The organism is Robertmurraya kyonggiensis, from assembly GCF_005116465.1.
Taxonomy (GTDB): domain Bacteria; phylum Bacillota; class Bacilli; order Bacillales; family Cytobacillaceae; genus Robertmurraya; species Robertmurraya kyonggiensis.
The window spans coordinates 206,312-226,809 of sequence record NZ_SWBM01000003.1 but is presented as its reverse complement, the minus strand read 5'-3'; the positions used below and the strand labels follow the sequence as shown (position 1 = coordinate 226,809).

At 43.2% G+C, this 20,498-nt stretch carries 25 protein-coding genes; all 25 read left to right on the top strand.

What is annotated here, in order from left to right; all coding sequences use genetic code 11:
• The first annotated feature begins 333 nt into the window (after window positions 1–333).
• The 25 genes from FA727_RS14855 (at window position 334) to FA727_RS14735 (ending at window position 20,493) form a co-directional block, all read left to right on the top strand.
• On the top strand, window positions 334–1,086 hold the full coding sequence (locus FA727_RS14855; protein ID WP_136832120.1) for a phage antirepressor KilAC domain-containing protein: 753 nt from the start codon (window positions 334–336) through the stop codon (window positions 1,084–1,086).
• Window positions 1,086–1,520: a DUF7768 domain-containing protein gene (locus FA727_RS14850; protein WP_048717998.1), complete on the top strand. Its 435-nt coding sequence runs from the start codon at window positions 1,086–1,088 to the stop codon at window positions 1,518–1,520. The genes FA727_RS14855 and FA727_RS14850 overlap by 1 nt, the downstream gene beginning before the upstream one ends.
• Entirely contained in the window at window positions 1,517–3,883 is a 2,367-nt protein-coding gene (locus FA727_RS14845) for a virulence-associated E family protein (protein WP_136832117.1), read from the top strand. Before FA727_RS14850 ends, FA727_RS14845 begins: the two co-directional genes overlap by 4 nt.
• 218 nt (window positions 3,884–4,101) lie before the next feature.
• Window positions 4,102–4,383 (top strand): VRR-NUC domain-containing protein, encoded by a 282-nt coding sequence (locus FA727_RS14840; RefSeq protein ID WP_012103000.1) that lies wholly within the window; start codon window positions 4,102–4,104, stop codon window positions 4,381–4,383.
• Complete coding sequence (locus FA727_RS14835; RefSeq protein ID WP_220096740.1) at window positions 4,364–5,725, top strand: DEAD/DEAH box helicase; 1,362 nt, start codon at window positions 4,364–4,366, stop codon at window positions 5,723–5,725. The genes FA727_RS14840 and FA727_RS14835 overlap by 20 nt, the downstream gene beginning before the upstream one ends.
• The gene (locus tag FA727_RS14830) at window positions 5,725–5,943 is read left to right on the top strand and encodes a hypothetical protein (protein ID WP_000338537.1); all 219 of its coding nucleotides are present in this window, start codon (window positions 5,725–5,727) and stop codon (window positions 5,941–5,943) included. The genes FA727_RS14835 and FA727_RS14830 overlap by 1 nt, the downstream gene beginning before the upstream one ends.
• Window positions 5,940–6,353, top strand: a complete 414-nt coding sequence (locus FA727_RS14825) for a DUF1492 domain-containing protein (RefSeq protein ID WP_136832115.1) — start codon at window positions 5,940–5,942, stop codon at window positions 6,351–6,353. Before FA727_RS14830 ends, FA727_RS14825 begins: the two co-directional genes overlap by 4 nt.
• Before the next feature lie 155 nt (window positions 6,354–6,508).
• Window positions 6,509–6,868, top strand: coding sequence for an HNH endonuclease (locus FA727_RS14820; RefSeq protein ID WP_044037701.1), 360 nt, complete (start codon window positions 6,509–6,511; stop codon window positions 6,866–6,868).
• Window positions 6,869–6,979: 111 nt separating this feature from the next.
• Window positions 6,980–7,531, top strand: a complete 552-nt coding sequence (locus FA727_RS14815; RefSeq protein WP_012102995.1) for a P27 family phage terminase small subunit — start codon at window positions 6,980–6,982, stop codon at window positions 7,529–7,531.
• A 20-nt stretch (window positions 7,532–7,551) separates the two neighbouring features.
• The gene (gene metK / locus FA727_RS14810) at window positions 7,552–8,718 is read left to right on the top strand and encodes a methionine adenosyltransferase (protein ID WP_136832113.1); all 1,167 of its coding nucleotides are present in this window, start codon (window positions 7,552–7,554) and stop codon (window positions 8,716–8,718) included.
• Complete coding sequence (locus FA727_RS14805) at window positions 8,708–9,949, top strand: site-specific DNA-methyltransferase (RefSeq protein WP_055742204.1); 1,242 nt, start codon at window positions 8,708–8,710, stop codon at window positions 9,947–9,949. Before metK ends, FA727_RS14805 begins: the two co-directional genes overlap by 11 nt.
• Window positions 9,942–12,101 (top strand): DNA cytosine methyltransferase, encoded by a 2,160-nt coding sequence (locus tag FA727_RS14800; RefSeq protein WP_136832111.1) that lies wholly within the window; start codon window positions 9,942–9,944, stop codon window positions 12,099–12,101. Before FA727_RS14805 ends, FA727_RS14800 begins: the two co-directional genes overlap by 8 nt.
• Before the next feature lie 100 nt (window positions 12,102–12,201).
• Entirely contained in the window at window positions 12,202–12,894 is a 693-nt protein-coding gene (locus FA727_RS14795) for a hypothetical protein (protein ID WP_055742202.1), read from the top strand.
• Window positions 12,891–13,118, top strand: coding sequence for a DUF4314 domain-containing protein (locus FA727_RS14790; RefSeq protein WP_055742201.1), 228 nt, complete (start codon window positions 12,891–12,893; stop codon window positions 13,116–13,118). Before FA727_RS14795 ends, FA727_RS14790 begins: the two co-directional genes overlap by 4 nt.
• Before the next feature lie 23 nt (window positions 13,119–13,141).
• Window positions 13,142–13,330 (top strand): DUF5049 domain-containing protein, encoded by a 189-nt coding sequence (locus FA727_RS14785; protein WP_136832108.1) that lies wholly within the window; start codon window positions 13,142–13,144, stop codon window positions 13,328–13,330.
• A gap of 88 nt (window positions 13,331–13,418) precedes the next feature.
• On the top strand, window positions 13,419–15,023 hold the full coding sequence (locus tag FA727_RS14780) for a terminase large subunit (protein ID WP_136832106.1): 1,605 nt from the start codon (window positions 13,419–13,421) through the stop codon (window positions 15,021–15,023).
• Between the two features lie 43 nt (window positions 15,024–15,066).
• The gene (locus tag FA727_RS14775) at window positions 15,067–16,311 is read left to right on the top strand and encodes a phage portal protein (protein WP_001048933.1); all 1,245 of its coding nucleotides are present in this window, start codon (window positions 15,067–15,069) and stop codon (window positions 16,309–16,311) included.
• Window positions 16,312–17,001, top strand: a complete 690-nt coding sequence (locus FA727_RS14770; RefSeq protein ID WP_136832104.1) for a head maturation protease, ClpP-related — start codon at window positions 16,312–16,314, stop codon at window positions 16,999–17,001.
• 20 nt (window positions 17,002–17,021) lie between these two features.
• Complete coding sequence (locus tag FA727_RS14765) at window positions 17,022–18,215, top strand: phage major capsid protein (RefSeq protein WP_055742198.1); 1,194 nt, start codon at window positions 17,022–17,024, stop codon at window positions 18,213–18,215.
• A 12-nt stretch (window positions 18,216–18,227) separates the two neighbouring features.
• On the top strand, window positions 18,228–18,440 hold the full coding sequence (locus tag FA727_RS14760) for a head fiber protein (RefSeq protein WP_000121277.1): 213 nt from the start codon (window positions 18,228–18,230) through the stop codon (window positions 18,438–18,440).
• 26 nt (window positions 18,441–18,466) lie between these two features.
• The gene (locus FA727_RS14755) at window positions 18,467–18,787 is read left to right on the top strand and encodes a head-tail connector protein (protein ID WP_063442158.1); all 321 of its coding nucleotides are present in this window, start codon (window positions 18,467–18,469) and stop codon (window positions 18,785–18,787) included.
• A gap of 1 nt (window position 18,788) precedes the next feature.
• Window positions 18,789–19,124 carry a head-tail adaptor protein gene (locus tag FA727_RS14750; protein WP_136832102.1) on the top strand — a complete coding sequence of 112 codons (336 nt, stop codon included), beginning with the start codon at window positions 18,789–18,791 and terminating at the stop codon, window positions 19,122–19,124.
• A gap of 5 nt (window positions 19,125–19,129) precedes the next feature.
• Window positions 19,130–19,561, top strand: coding sequence for an HK97-gp10 family putative phage morphogenesis protein (locus FA727_RS14745; protein ID WP_136832100.1), 432 nt, complete (start codon window positions 19,130–19,132; stop codon window positions 19,559–19,561).
• Window positions 19,558–19,899, top strand: coding sequence for a hypothetical protein (locus tag FA727_RS14740; RefSeq protein ID WP_028988110.1), 342 nt, complete (start codon window positions 19,558–19,560; stop codon window positions 19,897–19,899). The genes FA727_RS14745 and FA727_RS14740 overlap by 4 nt, the downstream gene beginning before the upstream one ends.
• A 3-nt stretch (window positions 19,900–19,902) precedes the next feature.
• Window positions 19,903–20,493 carry a major tail protein gene (locus tag FA727_RS14735; protein WP_136832098.1) on the top strand — a complete coding sequence of 197 codons (591 nt, stop codon included), beginning with the start codon at window positions 19,903–19,905 and terminating at the stop codon, window positions 20,491–20,493.
• Window positions 20,494–20,498: the final 5 nt, after the last annotated feature.

The window sequence follows — 20,498 nt, the reverse complement described above, 5'->3', positions numbered from 1 at the left end:
TTTTAATTGATTCTCCTCGAGGCTCTACCAACCTTACTCATCCAGGTCATAGATAAAATATGATACCAAAATGATTGTTTTCCTCTTCTCTTATTAGCTCCAAATCCTATAGGCCTATTACAGTTTACGTTACCATTTTTTGTTCATCAATCTAGTCCGTTTGTAAAAGTAGAAAATTACTGAATCAGCTTTTAAATCTATTTTACATACACAAATTTCGAACAAAAATCCGGATGTATAATTTATTTTTTCAAAATCCTCAACATTCATTACCTCCTGTGGCTATTAGGTAGAGGGGTTTCCTCTCTGACTATATTGCAGGAGGTAATTCGTATGGACGAATTAGTAAGAATCAATTATGAAAATGACCGCCCCACAGTGCTTGGCCGTGATTTGCATGCAGTTTTGGAAGTGAAAACACCCTATGATAAATGGTTTCCAAGAATGTGTGAGTATGGATTTGTGGAGGGTACGGACTTTTCGACATTTCTGTCGGAAAGTACAGGTGGAAGACCAGCTGTTGACCACCAAATAACAATTGACATGGCAAAAGAGCTATGCATGATACAGCGTACTCCAAAAGGGAAAGAGTGTCGCCAATACTTTCTTGAAATAGAAAGAAGATGGAATTCACCAGAGGCAATCATGGCAAGGGCACTACAGATTGCCAATCAACAGCTAACTCAAGTAAGGAAACAAAATAAAGTGCTTGAAGGTACGGTTGCTGTTCAGAATCAGCAAATTGCAGAAATGAAACCAAAAGTCTCCTATTATGATGTGGTTTTAAATTGCAAAGACCTCATTTCTACATCAGCAATTGCCAAAGATTACGGCAAGTCAGCTATTTGGATGAACCGCTATCTTAATAAAAAGGGCATCCAATTTAAACAAGGTGGTATCTGGCTTTTATATCAGAAGTATGCAGAAAAAGGCTACACCAGCACCAAGACACATAGCTATCTTGGCAGTAACGGCCAGCAACATACAAAGGTCCATACATACTGGACTCAAAAAGGCAGACTCTTCATTTACGAACTGTTGAAGGCAGATGGTATTTTGCCGCAGATAGAAATGGAGGGTGTGTAATGGGAATTGATAAATTCAATCATGAAGGATACCATGACCCAACTCCCCATGAGGCACTGACCAACATAATAAGAAAGAAAAAGGCAGAGAAAAAATCTGCCTTTAAGCCACTTGTATATATTTGTTCTCCCTATTCCGGTGATGTAGAAGGAAACATTAAAAAGGCTCGCAGTTTTTGCAGGTTTGCATTAGACCAAAACTGTATTCCGATTGCTCCCCACCTTATGTTTCCACAGTTTATGGATGATGAAAATCCAGAGGAACGGGAACTTGCCATATTTATGGACATCGTGCTTATGGGCAAATGCTCCGAGGTTTGGGTGCTAGGCAATACCATCTCAAGCGGTATGGCAAGGGAGATTGAAGTAGCCAAGAAACGCAGACAAACGGTCAGATATTTTAGTCCAGAGCATGAGGAGGTCGAAAGCTTATGAAAATCGCTGTGGGCAACAGCCGGATGGACAAGAAATGGAAAAACAAAGATATCTCGTGGGAGGATTTTTGTGCCCGAGTAAAGACAACACAACGTACTACGGAAACAGTAGAAGAATATCGGAAATTAAAAAGAGGTCAACAAGATGATATCAAAGATGTGGGTGGTTTTGTTGGAGGGCATTTAAAAGGAGGAAGGCGAAAGAAGGGCAATGTTTTATGCCGTTCTTTGCTTACCCTTGATATGGATTACGGTAGACCGGACATCTGGGAACAAATCAGTATGCTTTTTGATTTCAAATGCTGTGTTTATTCCACCCATAAGCACACACCGGAAAATCCAAGACTTAGGCTAATAGTTCCTCTTGCTCGTGAAATCAGCGAAGAAGAATACGCAGCCGTTGGACGTATGGTGGCAAAAGAAATCGGCATAGATCTTTTCGATGATACAACTTATGAAGCCCATCGCCTTATGTATTGGCCATCCACTTCCTCTAACGGTCAATTTGTCTACGAAGAGCAGGATGGAGCATTACTTGACCCAGATATTTATCTTTCAAAATATCAAAACTGGCGAGATACAACAACTTGGCCCGTATCAAGCAGGCAGTCTGAAGTTATAAATCGCAGTCTTAAAGAGCAAGCAGACCCGCTTTTAAAGGAAGGTGTGGTAGGAACATTCTGTCGTGCCTACTCCGTTCGTGAAGCAATTGAGAAATTCTTAGGTGCAGTTTATGCACCTTCTGCTATGGAAGGGCGATACGATTATATTCCAGCTGATAGTAGTGCCGGTGTGATTATCTACGATGATAAATTCGCATACAGCCATCATGCTACAGACCCAGCAAGTGGATTACTCCTCAATGCTTTTGATCTCGTTCGTATTCATAAATTCGGTTCTTTAGATGATAAAGCTTCTACCACTACAGCTCCTGGTAAGATGCCATCTTTTGTGGCAATGTGCGAGTTTGCTATAAAAGATGAAAGAGTAAAAGCTGAGTTTTCTAAGGAAAGACAGGCACAGGCTGAAGAGGAGTTTAGTGATGAGGATTGGCAGACAGCTTTGGAATTGGATAAGCAAGGCCGAATAAAAGACACTCTAGACAACATCGTTTTGATTATTCGTCATGACAAGGAATTACAGCATATAGCTTTTAATTGCCACCGTGATGGTATTGATGCCAAAGGTGGCCTGCCTTGGGAACAGATCAAGGCGGGTTGGAATGATTCAGATAATGCACTTCTTAAAGTGTATTTAAGCAGCAAATACGGAGTCTATTCCCCTACAAAGACCAAAGATGCTGTGTTAGCTGTAGCGTCAGAACGAGCCTACCATCCTGTTAAGGAGTATCTCGACTCACTGCCAAAATGGGATGGTATTAGTCGAGTGGAAAATCTGCTCATTGATTATTTCGGTGCAACAGATAATTCTTACACAAAAGCGGTGATTCGCAAAACGATGGTTGCAGCGGTAGCACGCATTTATAGACCCGGTACAAAGTTTGATAGTGTTCTAATCTTAAACGGGCCTCAAGGTATCGGTAAGTCAACCTTCTTTGCCAAACTTGCTGGAGACTGGTTTTCAGATAGTTTGACTATTACAGATATGAAGGATAAATCCGGGGCTGAGAAACTTCAGGGATATTGGTTACTGGAACTAGGAGAGCTTGCTGGAATGCGTAAGACGGATGTGGAGGTTGTGAAGTCCTTTATTTCAAGGGCGGATGATAAGTACCGTGCCAGTTATGGGGTCAATGTCGAAAGCCATCCCCGTCAGTGTGTAATTGTAGGTTCAACGAATGCAGAAAGTGGATTTCTTCGAGATATTACGGGCAACCGCAGATTTTGGCCAGTCCGCATTAGCGGCGACGGTAAAAAGAAAGCTTGGCAGATGACCAAAGAGGAAGTACAGCAGATTTGGGCAGAGGCACTAGTGCTTTATGAGAAGGGCGAAAAACTCTACCTTGAAGGTGATGATGTATCCATGGCAACTAGTGAACAGGCAGATGCGATGGAAACAGATGAACGTGAAGGATTGGTTCGTACCTATCTGGATACGCTCTTGCCGGATGATTGGGACACGATGTCTTTGTACGAGCGTAGAAATTTCCTCGGCGGTAGCGAATTTGGCGGCGGCACCCGTGTTGGAACAGTAAGAAGAACCCTTGTCTGCAATATGGAAATTTGGTGTGAGTGTTTCGGTAAAGAGGCATCTATGTTAAAACCGTCGGATTCCTATGCCATCGGTGCCATTATGAGAAAGATCAGTGAGTGGAACAAGTACACTGGGAACAAGAATGGTGTTGTAACGTTTCCTGTCTACGGAAAGCAACGAGCTTATTCCCGAGTCGAGGAACAACGCTAAGTTGTACCTTACCTTGTTCCCATCCTGGTTCTTTCCCCAAAGCTAGTAATCAAAAGGAAAATCTACGGTTCGGAACAAGTGGAACAAGAAGTAACCTATTTATTTATAAATAGTAAAAAGAAGTAATAGTAGCCTGTGCGTACACGCATACACGCGCGTATAGGAAAATTGGTTCAAAGTTGTTTTCTTGTTCCGGCCTTTTTATATGGGAGGTATTTATGCTTGAAAAATATATCGAAAAGAAACTGGTGGCTGAGGTAAAAAAGATGGGAGGCATCGCTGCGAAGTTTGTTAGCCCAGGTTTAGATGGAATGCCAGACCGCCTAGTGCTTTTACCGCATGGGAAGATGGCATTTGTGGAATTAAAGGCTCCCGGAAAGAAACCTCGCCTGTTACAGATTAGAAGAATAAAACAATTACAGAAGTTAGGCTTTGCCTGTTATGTCATTGATGATGTTAAGCAGATTGGAGGGATACTCGGTGAAATACAATCCTCATAAATATCAAACCTATGCAACGAACTTCATTCTAGAGCATCCCATTGCTGCGGTGTTTTTAGAAATGGGTCTTGGCAAAAGCGTCATTACTCTAACTGCTATATTCGACCTATGTCTTGATCGTTTTGAAATTGGAAAGGTTCTGGTCATTGCCCCACTTCGAGTAGCTAGGGATACGTGGCCTGCTGAGATAAATAAGTGGGAGCATTTAAAAGGACTCAAGTTTTCGGTAGTAATCGGTACAGAGCAGGAGCGATTGGCGGCTCTAAGGAAACCTGCAAGTGTCTATCTTATAAACAGAGAAAATGTTGACTGGTTAGTAAATAAAAGTGGTATACCTTTTGATTATGACATGGTGGTCATTGATGAGCTTTCATCTTTTAAGTCCTATGGAGCAAAAAGGTTTAAAAGTTTACTAAAAGTAAGACCGAGGGCAAAACGGATTGTGGGTCTTACGGGTACACCATCGAGTAATGGATTAATGGATTTGTGGGCAGAGTTTCGTATTCTTGACATGGGTAAAAGACTCGGCAGGTACATAACTCACTACCGCAATTCCTTCTTTACACCAGATAAACGTAATCAGCAAATCGTATTTTCATATAAACCATTGCCAGGTGCTGAAGATGCCATATATCAGCTCATTTCGGATATTACCATTTCCATGGAGTCGGTGGATTTTCTCAAAATGCCAGAGTGCATGATCAATGAAGTGCCTGTGTATCTAAATGACAAAGAACAATCCGTATATGATCGCTTTCGTGAAGAGATGGTTCTTGAATTTGCTGATGAAGAAATAGATGCCATGAATGCAGCAGTCCTTTCTGGCAAACTCCTGCAAATGGCAAATGGTGCTATCTATGATGATGATAAAAACTCTCATATTATCCACGACCGCAAGCTAGATGCTCTTGAGGATTTAATTGAAGGTGCTAACGGCAAACCCGTGCTTATTGCCTATTGGTATAATCACGATTTAGAGCGTATTAAGGCAAAATTCAATGTCAGAGAAATTAAAACTTCCAAGGATATTAAGGATTGGAACAACGGTGATATTTCTGTGGCAGTTATCCATCCTGCATCAGCAGGACACGGTCTCAACTTACAAAGTGGAGGTTCAACGCTTATCTGGTTCGGACTTACTTGGAGTCTGGAACTCTATCAACAAACAAATGCGAGACTTTGGAGACAAGGACAAAAAGAGACAGTGGTAATCCATCACATCATTACTAAAGGCACAATTGATGAAGATGTGATGAGAGCCTTGAAACGAAAGGAAAAGACACAATCCGATCTTATTAATGCGGTCAAAGCAAATCTTGGGAAAGCGAGGGATGCTGTATGATGGATGCATTTGAAAAACTGGCAAATGCCATTATTCTACAGGCAGTCAAGGATTATCGTTTTGCTTTAAAAAGACTAGCAAAACACCCTCGCAATGATTCTGCTTTATATACAAAACGTGAGGTTGAGTGCTTCTTTCATTCTGAATTGTTCAATGTCCTTACCTCTCTCAACCCTGACATGTTAATTCAACAGCTACAAGAGGAGGTGGTGCGATGATGACAGCTAAGGAATTCTTAAAACAGGCTTACCGTTTGAATGAATTGATTAACTCCGACCTTGAAGAGTTGCAAAACTTAAGGGATTTATCAAGAAGTGTTTCATCCCCTGTGCTTGATGAGAAAGTCAGTCGAACCAAGAGTACTGACCCACCCTTTGAAAAGTATGTGATTAGGATAATAGATTTGGAGCAACAGATACAACATGAGGTTGAACGATTAATAAAGCTGAAATCAGATATCCGTGAAGCGATTAACCAGATGGAAAACGTGGATGAGAAGCTGCTCCTTCGCTACCGATACATTAACTTTCTTAACTGGGAAGAAATCTGTGTCAATCTTAATGTTTCTATGAGAACCGTTCATAGACTTCATTCATCCGCTTTGCAACACTTAAAGGTCCCCAATTAAAAGTTGGCACACTTTGGCACAGTTTGGCATATGATGACACTGTTTGTCCGTGGTGAAAGTTATATAATGGTAGTATGGAATATTAGTAAACGGAAGCCTTCACGGGAGCATTTCTCCTGCGAGGGCTTTTTGTATGGGCAAAAGGAGGTGCAAGTATGCCAAAGAAACCTAAGCGACCGTGCTCTTACCCCGGTTGTCCAGAGCTAACTGACAAGCGCTTTTGTGAAGAGCATAGCAAGAAGGAAGCTGCACGGTATGAGAAGTATCAGCGTGATCCAGCAACCCGTAAACGTTATGGTCGTGCTTGGAAAAGGATACGTGACCGTTACATTGCAGCCCATCCTCTTTGTGAGGAATGTAAAAGACAAGGAAAGCTGACCCCAGCGGCTGAAGTGCATCACATTCTTCCTCTTGCAAGAGGAGGAACTCACGATAGAAGTAATCTGATGGCTCTTTGTACTCCTTGCCACTCTGCAATCACTGCAAGAGATGGAGACCGTTGGGGAACCCGGTAGGGGGAGTCAAATCTCTACAGCTTTTCATTTGTGTAACGGGCGTGGGGTAACGCGTGAAAATTCGCGGTTTCAAACGGGGTAATAGGCCCATCGATGAAAAGAGGTGAGTGAATGGCCAAAGATGGAACAAATCGAGGCGGTGCCCGTATAGGCTCCGGTCAAAAGAAAAAACCACTTGCTGACAAAATTGCAGAGGGAAATCCCGGTAAAAGAAAGCTTGAAGTAGTCGAGTTCAAGAATACTGCAGACCTGAAGGGGCAGGAAATGCCAAAACCAAGGGCCATGCTCTCCGCAGTGCAAAAGGATGGGAAAACCTTAGAAGCGAGTGAAATCTATGAAATTACATGGAAGTGGCTTGAGGAGCGAGAATGTGCCCATTTGGTACTTCCACAGCTTCTAGAACGGTATGCCATGAGTGCGGCCAGATGGATACAGTGTGAGGAAGCGGTAACTGAGTTTGGTTTTCTAGCCAAGCATCCAACTACCGGCAATGCAATTCAAAGTCCTTATGTAGCGATGAGCCAGAGCTTTATGAGTCAGACAAACAGGCTATGGATGGAGATATATCAAATCGTTAGGGAGAACTGTGCTACAGAGTACTCTGGTTTAAACCCACAGGACGATGTGATGGAGCGATTGCTATCTGCCCGCAGAGGAAAATAAAGATGAGGAGATATGATGTAATGAGTAAGAGATATTTAACAGCAGAAAGTGTATGTGCTGGACATCCTGATAAACTATGCGACATTATTGCAGATAGCATTTTGGAAGCATGCCTACGTAAAGATAAGGCATCACGTGTCGCTTGTGAGGTAATGGCAACCAAGGGAAAAATTATCGTGGCGGGCGAGATCTCCTGCAGCGAGAAAGTGAATATTAGAGACATTGTAAAAACTGTACTAAAGGATGTGGGATACAATCCTCTAAAATTTTTGATTTATGTATATGTACATAATCAAAGTGTAGATATTGCGGCTGGTGTGAACACCGCACTGGAAGCACGAAATGGGATAAACGAACAGTACGGTTCCATCGGTGCTGGAGACCAGGGAACTATGTATGGCTATGCTACAAAGGAAACAAGAGAAATGCTTCCCCTGCCCCTTGTACTTTCCCACAGAATCGTAAAGAGACTGGATGATTGTCGCAAAGGAAAACTGATAAAAGGGATTCTTCCTGATGGTAAAGCACAGGTAACTGTGGAGTATGAGGATGACACTCCAGTAAGAATAAAGACGATTGTGATTTCGGTACAGCATGATAAGAATAAAACACAGGACGAACTTAAGGCGGATATCCTTAACAACGTCTTATGGCAGTGCTTTGAGGACTTCCCTTTTGATGATGAAACCGAACTTCTCATCAATCCGTCGGGGCAGTTTGTTCTTGGTGGTCCCGCTGCCGATACGGGTTTGACTGGAAGAAAAATCATGGTCGATACCTATGGAGGGCTTGCATCCCATGGGGGTGGTGCTCTTTGTGGCAAAGACCCAACCAAAGTTGACCGAAGCGGTGCTTACATGGCTCGGTATATTGCTAAACATATCGTTTGGTGTGGTTATGCCAAGAAATGTGAAGTGAGTATTTCCTATGCTATTGGTAAGGCAAATCCTGTAGCCTTTACTGTAAATACCCTTGGCACTGGAACTGTTTCTGATGAAATATTAACTCTGGCTGCTCAGGAGACTTTTAACTTAAGACCTGCGGCCATCATTGAAAAACTGCGTCTAAGAAATGTGATTTATTCTGATACAGCGGTTTATGGTCACTTTAATAGCTGTCTGTTCCCATGGGAGGATGTAAATAAATACAGTGAGTTTAGAAAGGCGGTGGAAAAGTATGTTGATTGAAAAGATTAAAACGAAACAACTCATCCCCGCTGACTATAACCCAAGGAAGGATTTAAAACCAGGTGATCCAGAGTACGAGAAACTTAAGCGTTCCCTTGAAGAGTTTGGGTATGTAGAACCCGTTATATGGAATAAGACCACAGGCAGAGTTATCGGAGGTCATCAACGCTTGAAAGTCCTGCTGAGTATGGGCATGGATGAAATAGAATGCGTAGTAGTTGAAATGGATGAGCAAAAGGAAAAGGCCCTGAACATTGCACTAAATAAAATAAGTGGTGATTGGGATAAAGATAAATTGGCGCAACTTATCACAGACTTAAATGCTTCTGACTTTGATGTATCTCTAACAGGTTTTGACCCAGGAGAATTGGATGATCTTTTTAAGGATTCCCTTAAGGATAATATAAAAGAAGATGATTTCGATGTAGATAGCGAGCTGAAAAAGCCCGCTATTTCACATTTAGGGGATGTTTGGATACTTGGACAGCATCGATTGGTCTGCGGAGACAGTACAAGGAAAGACACCTTTGATGTCTTGATGGATGGGAAAGCTGCCAATCTAGTAGTTACAGACCCTCCATATAACGTCAACTATGAAGGTTCTGCTGGAAAAATAAAAAATGACAATATGGGTAATGAAGCGTTCTATGATTTCCTGCTTGCAGCATTTCAAAATACTGAAGCAGCGATGGCAAAGGACGCTTCTATTTATGTATTTCATGCCGATACGGAAGGACTCAATTTTAGAAGAGCGTTCTCCGATGCAGGATTTTATCTTTCCGGTACTTGTATTTGGAAGAAACAGTCCCTTGTTCTCGGCCGATCCCCTTATCAATGGCAACATGAACCAGTACTTTTTGGATGGAAAAAGAAAGGCAAGCATCTCTGGTATTCAGACCGCAAGCAGACCACCATCTGGGAGTTTGAGAAACCAAAGAAAAATGGCGACCATCCAACCATGAAACCATTGGCACTTGTAGCATACCCCATTATGAATTCGAGCCTTAGTAACTGTATCGTGCTTGATCCCTTTGGTGGTTCAGGAAGTACACTGATTGCTTGTGAGCAGACCGATAGAATTTGCTACACCATTGAACTAGATGAAAAGTACTGTGATGTCATTGTGAAAAGGTATATTGAGCAAGTCGGAAACTCGGATGGTGTGTTTCTTTTAAGAGATGGTTCGAAATTCAGATATGGTGACCTGCCGGAGGTGAATGCAGATGAGTAAATTGACACTCGGTTCCCTCTTTGATGGCAGTGGTGGTTTTCCTCTAGGTGCTTTGCTTTGTGGCATTGAGCCGTTATGGGCTTCTGAAATTGAACCGTTTCCTATAAGGGTTACGACTAAACGCATCCCACAGATGAAGCATTATGGAGATATAAACAAATTAAATGGTGCGGAGCTTCCGCCTGTAGATATCATAACCTTCGGTTCTCCATGCACGGATATGAGTGTGGCGGGTAAAAGAGCTGGTTTGGACGGAGAGCAATCCGTCCTTTTTTATGAAGCAATCCGAATTATTAAGGAAATGAGGTGTAAGACCAATGGACAATATCCAAGGTACGCAGTCTGGGAAAATGTCCCCGGTGCATTCTCGTCGAATAAAGGAGAAGACTTCAAAGCAGTCCTCGAAACGGTCATCAGTGTCAAAGAACCGAATACCTCGGTGCCTTTACCTGAAAAAGGACGATGGCCATACGCTGACATCTATATGGGAGACGGATGGAGCGTGGCTTACCGAACTATCGATGCGCAATATTTCGGAGTCCCCCAACGTCGTCGTAGAATCTACCTTGTCGCAGATTTTGCAGACGGATGTGCCGGAGAAATACTATTTGAGTCCGAAGGCTTGTCAAGGGATTTTACGCCGAGCGGCAGCCCGTGGCAAAGAACTGCCGGAAATGCTAAAAACCGCTCTGGAAAAACAGGCGATAGCATAATTTGCCTAAATGACCAAGGCGGAAGAGTGATGTCTGTTTCGAAGGATATTACAGCAACACTTCGAGCAGAGGAACATGGACATCAGCCTTGCGTAATGCAGTCAAGCGGATTTTGTACTGAACACAGTGCCAAGAGCAGAAGTGTAGGATATGAGGAAGAACGTTCCCCTACACTTAGAACAGGTGTTGTCCCAGGTGCAGTCATGTCCTTTGAACCGGGTGCTGCTTCTCGAGTTGGTGGCCATACTGACGAAAACTTAAGTGGATCACTTCGTGCAAACATGGGAGATAATCAAACAGCTGTTGTAATAGAAAACCATCCAACCGATAGCCGTGTGAAACTCTCGGAGGATAATAAAATACAGACGCTAACCTCTCGGATGGGAACTGGTGGCGGGAATGTACCCCTTATTATGAACACTCCTAAAACGTTAAAAATCCGCTCTGGCTGTGAAGGCGGTGGTAAGGGTGCATTGATACAAGATGATAAGTCTGCAACTCTTGGATGCAATAATGATCAAACCGTTTTTGTGCCTACCGCATATGGCATATGTTCTGATAAAAGCAATTCCATGCAGTCAAGCAATCCACATAGCGGTATATATGAAGCGGATACTTCTAGAACTATTGATGCCAATGGAGGAAATCCGGGGTGTAATCAAGGTGGTATTGCAGTAGTTGCTCTGCAAGGCTCGATGATTGGTAGAGAGGATAAAAACGGTCCCCAAGGAAGCGGTATAGATGAAGATGTTTCTTTTACGCTTAATACCGCTGATCGTCATGCTGTTGCCTATGCCATGACTACCGGAGCCTATGCACAGGTTGAAGAAGATAAAGCACCTACTCTATTGTCGAGAGATTATAAGGATGCTCCTGTTGTGACTCAGCCTTCTTACGGTATTGATCGGGCGGCTTTTAATCAAGGACAGAACGCTCTTTATAAACCGACTATAGATGAAGAACAGCAACCTACGCTTACAGCAAAAGGTCCTGGAGCAGTGGCACAACCAGCATCATTTTATCCTCAGATGAAAGCTGAAAGTCAATGCTACAGACAGGACGGTACATCAAATACGATTATCAATGGCACCAATCCAGGCTATCAAAATGGATTGGTTGAACCGGACTATATTGTTCGAAGGCTTACACCAACGGAATGTGCAAGATTGCAAGGCTTCCCCGATGATTGGTGTGATGACCTTGGTACGGAAAATCCTACAGAAGATGAAATTTCATTCTGGACGGAGGTTTGGGAAACCCACCGCAAAATTATAGGTAAAAGTAAAAAGCCAAAAACAAGAAATCAGATTATAAAATGGCTTAACAATCCTCATTCTGATTCAGCTGAATACAAAATGTGGGGTAATGGTGTAGCACTTCCATGCGTTTGTTTTGTGCTGACTGGCATTGTGTTATCTACACAAAATACCGCCGATTAATGGAGTCCTATTTTCTACAGAAAGATGCTCTAAATGACTTGATAATAACAGCTTTTAGAGTGATATATGTACGTACCGAAAGTAGAAAGGCGGTATGAAAATGCAGATTAACTATAATGTTACAGGACCAAAAAGAAAAGCACTGGTTAACGCAATCAGCCAAGAACTAAATGCCCCTGTAAAATATCTCGGAGCACCTACATTTGCATATGAGGTGGCAGACTACAATGTTAACAAAAACGGAGTTCTAAGTGGACCAGACAATAAGGAACTGGTCGATGATCTATTGAGATTTCACGATCTCAAAGCAATTTCAGAAGAATTTGACACACCACTTCCGAAAGCAGAAGTAAATGAAAGGGAAGAATCTATCAATCTGATAATTCAAATGCCACGGGCGGATTTTACCGACACGGCAATCGAGAACCTAAAAGGATTAGTAGAAAGTAAAGCTACTCTTATAAAGAAAGCACTTGATACGGACTCCATTCCCATCATTGAAGATGAGGAATATGTCACCTTCCCTTGGTTTCAAGGTAAGTGCGCCTCAGAGGAGGTTAAGGCATACACCCATTTTGTCACGGCACTTTGCGAAATGGCGAAAAAACAGACCCGTGTCAATTCCACCGAGAAATCAGTAGAGAATGAAAAGTACGCTTTCCGTTGCTTCCTGCTAAGGCTCGGCTTTATCGGACCAGAATATAAGATGGGACGAAAGATTCTCCTCTCGAAGCTTTCAGGTAGCTCCGCTTTCAAAAGCGGAACGTTCAAGCAGGAGGTGAGTGAACAATGAATATCATTCACCCTGAAATGCTAAAGCAACTTAGAAGCTATTACACTCCAGGAACACGTGTGATGCTACTTAAAATGAACGACCCTTATACTAAACTTCAGCCTGGATCTAAAGGTACGGTTACTAGTGTTGATGACATAGGAACGATTCATGTCAGTTGGGATTCGGGTGGTTCCCTTGGAGTAGCCTTTGGTGAGGATTTATGCAAGAGAATCGAAGAGTAAACATGAATCGGGGGAGGTAATAAATGAATGAGATAATCAAAGAACAAATCCTTTCCATCCGAGAAAGTGGAGTCACAAATATGTTTGATGCAAATCGAGTCCAGTATGAAGCAAATGAACGAGGGTTTTATGAATTGGTAGTTTATATAATAGACCATAAAACGGAATATGCTCATTTCATACTGACGGGGGAAGTGGATGAAAATAAGTAAATAAAATTAAACTAGGATAAGAAGTAGGGCTTCATCTATAGGATTGAGGCTCTTTTCTTTTGTCCTTTTTCATAAAGGGGCGGTGTTTATGCGGAAACTGAAGAAATATAAGCCGACCGCCTTTATAGCTGATGGTTCATATTACGATGAGGATGCTGCTGATTACGCTGTAGCTTTTATCGAAGCACTCTCCCATACGAAAGGTTTATGGGCAGGTAAGCCTTTTGAACTTATCGATTGGCAGGAGCAAATAATCCGTGATTTATTCGGAATTTTAAAGCCAGATGGATATCGGCAGTTTAACACTGCTTATGTAGAGATACCTAAAAAGATGGGAAAAAGCGAGCTTGCCGCAGCAATTGCGCTTCTCCTCACTTGCGGTGATGGTGAAGAACGGGCAGAGGTGTACGGTTGTGCCGCTGACCGCCAGCAGGCATCAATTGTATTTGAAGTAGCAGCCGATATGGTGCGGATGTGTCCAGCGCTGAATAAACGAGTAAAGTTGCTTGCTTCAACTAAGCGATTGGTGTACCTGCCGACCAACAGCTTCTATCAGGTATTGTCGGCTGAAGCCTACTCCAAACACGGCTTCAATATACATGGTGTTGTTTTTGATGAACTTCATACTCAGCCAACTCGGAAACTATTTGATGTTATGACCAAAGGATCTGGGGATGCAAGGACCCAACCGCTGTATTTTCTTATCACCACTGCGGGGACGGATACTCAGAGTATCTGCTACGAAACACACCAAAAAGCGGTTGATATTATTGAGGGCAGAAAATACGATCCTACCTTTTATCCCGTAATCTATGGTGCCAAAGAAGAGGATGATTGGACAGATCCAAAAGTGTGGAAGAAAGCAAATCCAAGCTTGGGAATTACGGTGGGGATTGACAAGGTAAGGGCTGCTTGTGAAAGTGCAAAGCAGAACCCAGCTGAGGAAAATAGCTTCCGGCAATTGCGCTTGAATCAATGGGTTAAACAGTCTGTCCGTTGGATGCCAATGGCAAAATGGGATGCCTGTGCATTTCCAGTTATTCCAGAAAGTCTTGAAGGGCGGGTATGTTATGGAGGTCTTGACCTATCTTCTACAACAGACATTACAGCCTTTGTGTTGGTGTTTCCACCGGAGGATGAAACAGATAAATACGTTGTTCTTCCGTATTTTTGGATGCCAGAGGACAACATTGACCTCCGAGTCCGAAGAGACCATGTGCAATACGATCTTTGGGAGAAGCAAGGGTATATTCTAACTACAGAAGGCAATGTAGTACATTACGGCTACATTGAGCGGTTTATTGAGGAACTTGGAGAAAAGTATAACATTCGAGAAATTGCTTTTGACCGTTGGGGAGCTGTTCAAATGGTTCAGAACCTTGAAGGATTAGGCTTTACTGTCGTTCCTTTCGGTCAAGGCTTTAAAGATATGTCACCACCAACCAAAGAACTGATGAAATTGACATTAGAAGAAAGAATAGCGCACGGTGGGCATCCAGTACTTCGTTGGATGATGGACAACATCTTTATAAAAACTGATCCGGCGGGCAACGTGAAGCCGGATAAAGTAAAAAGTACAGAAAAAATAGATGGCGCGGTGGCAACTATCATGGCACTTGATCGTGCTATTCGTTGTGGCTCAGGTAATAGTGGAGATTCGGTATATGACGAGCGAGGTTTGATTGTCTTTTAAACCTTAATGGTTAGCACAATGTTTATATTCGGAGGTGATGCCTATGAATCTAATAAAAGGACTGTTTCGTTCAAGAGACAAACCGCAAAATCGTGTGGGTAGTGCGTTCTCCTTCCTGTTTGGCGGTACGTCATCTGGCAAAATGGTTAATGAACGTACTGCAATGCAGGCAACAGCAGTGTATGCCTGCGTAAGGATATTAGCTGAAGCGATTGCCGGACTGCCACTTCATGTATATAGATATCGTTCTGATGGAGGTAAAGAAAGGATTCCTTTCCACCCGCTGTATTACCTTCTTCATGATGAACCAAATCCAGAGATGACTTCATTCGTGTTTCGAGAAACACTGATGAGTCATCTTTTACTTTGGGGAAATGCCTATGCACAGGTGGTCAGAAACGGTCGTGGGCAGGCAGTTGCACTTTATCCCCTACTTCCTAACAAGATGGAAGTTAGTCGAGCAACAAACGGAGAGCTGGTCTATACCTACTATCGTGATACTGATGAAAGTGGCCTAAACCCAAAAGGTGGCTATGTCACACTCCGTAAAGATGAAGTTCTACACATACCTGGCTTAGGTTTTGATGGACTCATTGGCTATAGCCCGATCGCTATGGCGAAAAATGCAATCGGTATGTCACTTGCTACTGAAGAGTACGGTGCGGCATTCTTTGCCAATGGTGCTAATCCCGGAGGTGTGCTGGAACACCCAGGAGTAATCAAAGATATACAGAGGGTCAAGGATAGTTGGAATAGTGCCTACCAAGGCACAGGCAATGCTCACAAAATTGCTGTGTTGGAAGAGGGGATGAAGTTTCAAGCCATCGGCATCCCTCCAGAACAGGCTCAATTTCTAGAAACACGGAAGTTTCAAATTAATGAGATTGCGAGAATTTTCCGTGTGCCGCCCCATATGGTGGGAGATTTAGAGAAATCCAGTTTCTCCAATATTGAACAGCAGTCTTTGGAGTTTGTAAAATACACCCTTGATCCGTGGGTGGTGCGATGGGAACAAAGTCTCCAGCAATCGCTTATTTTGCCTTCTGAGAAAACTTCACTGTTTATCAAGTTCAATTTGGACGGTCTGCTTCGTGGTGATTACCAAAGTCGTATGAATGGCTACGCTACAGGTCGTCAAAATGGCTGGATGTCAGCCAACGATATCCGTGAACTGGAGGACATGAACAGAATACCAGCTGAGGAAGGTGGCGATTTATATCTGGTTAACGGAAATATGACAAAACTGGCTGACGCAGGTGCGTTTGCCAAAACCGAAGGAGGTCAGTAAATGAGGAAGTTTTGGAACTGGGTGCGAGATTCTGATGAAGAACGTACCCTCTATTTAAATGGAGTGATATCCGAAGAAACGTGGTGGGGGGATGAGGTCACACCTAAGATGTTTAAGGATGAACTGCTGGCAGGCACTGGCGATATTACGGTGTGGATTAATTCCCCTGGTGGTGATGTGTTTGCAGCAGCTCAGATTTATAACATGCTGATGGAGTATACCGGAAAAGTTACTGTAAAGATTGATGGGCTTGCGGCAAGTGCGGCATCCGTTATTGCAATGGCAGGTGGGGATGTGTATATGTCCCCAGTTTCCATGCTTATGATTCATAATCCATCAACCATTGCTATCGGTGACAGTGAGGAAATGATGCGAGCAAAGGCTTTATTGGATGAGGTTAAGGAAAGCATTATTAATGCCTATGAGTTAAAGACAGGTCTTTCTCGAACAAAACTCTCCCATCTGATGGATGCAGAGTCCTGGATGAATGCCAATAAAGCGATTGAACTTGGTTTTGCAGATAAGATCATGTTCATGGAAAGTGAAACACCGGATTTGACAGATAGTCTTATCTTTAGCAGGATGGCGGTTACTAACTCGCTTATCAGCAAACTGCCAAAACAACCAAAACAGAAAACAGGTACACCCATTGAGTCGCTGGATAAGCGGCTTTCTTTAATTTCGCACTAATTTTAAGGGAGGAAATAACAATGAGTAAAATTCTTGAATTGCGTGAGAAACGCGCTAAAGCTTGGGACGCAGCAAAGGCATTCCTTGATTCAAAACGTGGTGGTGATGGACTGTTATCCGCCGAGGACACGACAACCTATGAAAAAATGGAAGCCGATGTGGTGGCTCTTGGTAAGGAAATTGAACGTTTGGAACGCCAAGCATCTATCGACTTGGAACTGTCGAAAGCAACCAGTAACCCAATTACCAATGAACCTACTAGAACTGGAGAGGAAAAGACCGGTCGTGCAAGTGCTGAATACAAAAAAGCTTTCTGGAATGCGATGCGTGATAATGTCAGCTATGAAGTAAGGAACGCTTTAAAGATTGGCACTGATTCCGAAGGCGGATTCCTCGTGCCAGATGAGTTTGAGCGTACGCTTGTAGAAGCCCTAGAGGAAGAAAATATCTTCCGTAGGTTGGCCAATGTAATCACTACATCTTCTGGTGACCGCAAGATTCCTGTTGTTGCAAGCAAAGGCACTGCAAGTTGGATCGATGAAGAGGGAGCTATACCAGAGAGTGATGACAGCTTCGGTCAAGTATCGATTGGTGCTTATAAACTAGCAACGATGATCAAAGTCTCTGAGGAACTGCTAAATGATTCCGTGTTTAATCTCGAAAGCTACATCACAAGAGAATTCGCCCGTCGCATTGGTAACAAGGAGGAGGAAGCCTTCTTCATAGGTGACGGTACAGGAAAGCCAACAGGAATTCTGAATGCTACTGGTGGTGGTCAAGTTGGGGTTACTGCGGCAAGTGCCACTGCCATCACTTTGGATGAGGTATTAGATTTATTCTACAGCTTAAAAGCACCGTATCGAAATAAGGCAGTATTCGTAATGAATGACGCCACTATAAAAGCTATCCGTAAATTAAAGGACGGAAACGGACAGTACTTATGGCAACCTTCTGTCCAAGCGGGGACACCTGATACGATTCTTAACCGCCCGCTGTACACCTCATCATATGTACCTACTATTGAAGCAGGTGCAAAGACTATGGTATTCGGTGATTTTAGTTATTACTGGGTGGCAGACCGTCAAGGACGCGTATTCAAACGATTAAATGAACTCTATGCTGTTACAGGTCAAGTAGGATTTATTGCGACTCAGCGAGTTGATGGAAAGCTTATCTTACCGGAGGCCGTTAAGGTACTCCAACAGAAAGCCTAACGGAGGTGCTTTATGAGTTATAACACGAAGAATTATACCGAACAAGGCGGAGAAAAAACTGTCATCGGAGGTGTTTTAGAAATTAAAGAAGGGGCCTCGGTTATGGGGCTTCCTGTTGCTGAAAACCAGGCAGACAGCACCGCCACCGATGTTGCTGGTCTAGTTACGGACTTTAATGCCCTGCTTGCCAAACTAAAAGCAGCTGGGCTTATGGAGGCTGACTAAGGTGGAATGTAAAGGAGGTTGGTGGTATGGCAGTGGCAGATAATCTCTTGCCTAAAGTTAAAGCGAACTTAATTTTAGCACATGATCAGGATGATGCCCTCCTTATTGGATTTATCACTGCTGCAGTCTCCTATGCACAGAGCTATCAGCACGTTCCTGAAAACCATTATGAAACACATGCTATGCCTCCAACAACAGAACAAGCAGTGATCATGTTGTCGAGTCATTTCTATGAAAGTAGAGATGGCTCGACGGCAGGTTTCTTTGCTGATAGTGTACAGGCGGGGCAACAAGTATGGAACACAGTGAACTTGCTTTTACGACTTGATCGAGAGTGGGGTGTTTAGCGTGAGCTTTGGGAAGATGAACACCTTCATCGATATCATTAGCACGATACCCATAAAGGATGCGGAAGGCTTCGCCACAAAAGGTGACAACATACTCGCAAGTGTACTTGCTTACAAGGAAGATCGGCATGGCAGTGAGCGATGGACGAATATGGCATCATTTTCATCTGCAACTTCCCTATTCAGGTTTAGGAAAATCTTCGGACTTAAGGTGACCAATGAAATGGTTATCGTCTGCGATGATGGCAGATATCAAATTTTAAGTGTTGAGGATGTAAGAAATCGAGGTATGTATGTCGAGGTTTTAGCCGAAAAGCTAGAACCAACTGTGAGGTGATGAATATGGCAAAAGCGAATATAAAGATGCCAGAAGAATTCCTTTTAAAGGTATCCCGATTAGCTGACCAAACCGATGTGATTCTTCCTAAGGTTTTGGAAGTTGGCGGTGAAGTGGTGCTAGATAAAGTCAAGGGAAATCTAAGTAAGGTGGTTGGCAAGGACACGAAATATCCATCCAAAAGTACTGGAGAATTGCTATCTTCACTGGGCCTTTCTGGTGCAAAGCAGGATAGAAACGGTAACTTCAATGTAAAAGTTGGCTTTGCAGAGCCACGTTCTGATGGTGAGAGCAATGCTAAACTTGCCAGCATCATCGAATATGGGAAGCATGGTCAGCCTGCAAAACCCTTCCTAAAGCCTGCGAGGAATGCATCTAGGAAACCCTGCATCAACGCAATGGTTGCCAAGCTGGAGGAGGAGATCGACAAAATATGAATATCTTAGAGGAACTTAATACACTTGTGACCGCCATACCGCTCCCCGTGGAAACCGGGGTTTTTTCAGGTTTGGCACCAGATGAGTATGTCGTGATTCTCCCTCTTTCGGATATTTTTGAAGTTCATGCGGATAATCGTCCAGGCTTTGATGTGCAGGAAGCGAGGATATCACTGTTCTCAAAAAATAACTACCTAGAGCGGAAATGGCAGCTCACAACTGCTTTAATAAATGCGGATTTTACTGTGACTGAACGAAGATATATCGGTCACGAGGATGATACTGGATATCACCATTACGCCATCGATGTGGCGAAAAACTATAGAATGGAGGAATAACAAATGGCAACGATTGGTCTGGATAGACTGTACTATTCAAAAATAACAGAGGACGCTAACGGTGAGGAAACTTATGCCCAACCTTCTGTACTTGCAAAAGCCATCACTGCTGAACTTTCGGTTGAACTAGTGGAAGCCATTCTGTATGCTGACGACGGTGCGGCTGAGGTTGTGAAAGACTTTAACAGTGGTACTCTCACTCTCGGTGTAGACGACATTGGTCCAACGGTCGCAGCGGATTTAACTGGCGCTTCTACTGATGACAACGGGGTACTAATCTCAGCCAGTGAAAACGTGGGTACACCTGTTGCAGTGGGGTTTCGTGCGCAAAGGGCTAATGGAACATATCGCTATTTTTGGCTGTATCGCGTTAAGTTCGGACTACCAGCAACAAACTTACAGACTAAAGCTGACTCCATTACCTTTTCCACACCCACCATTGAAGGAACCGTTATGCGCAGGAATAAGCTGGATGGATTGGGCAAACATCCATGGAAAGCTGAAGTTACAGAAGGTGATCCTGGTGTTTCATCGACCACCATAACAGGTTGGTTCACTGAGGTCTATGAACCTGTTTATACACCTGTACCATAGGAGGA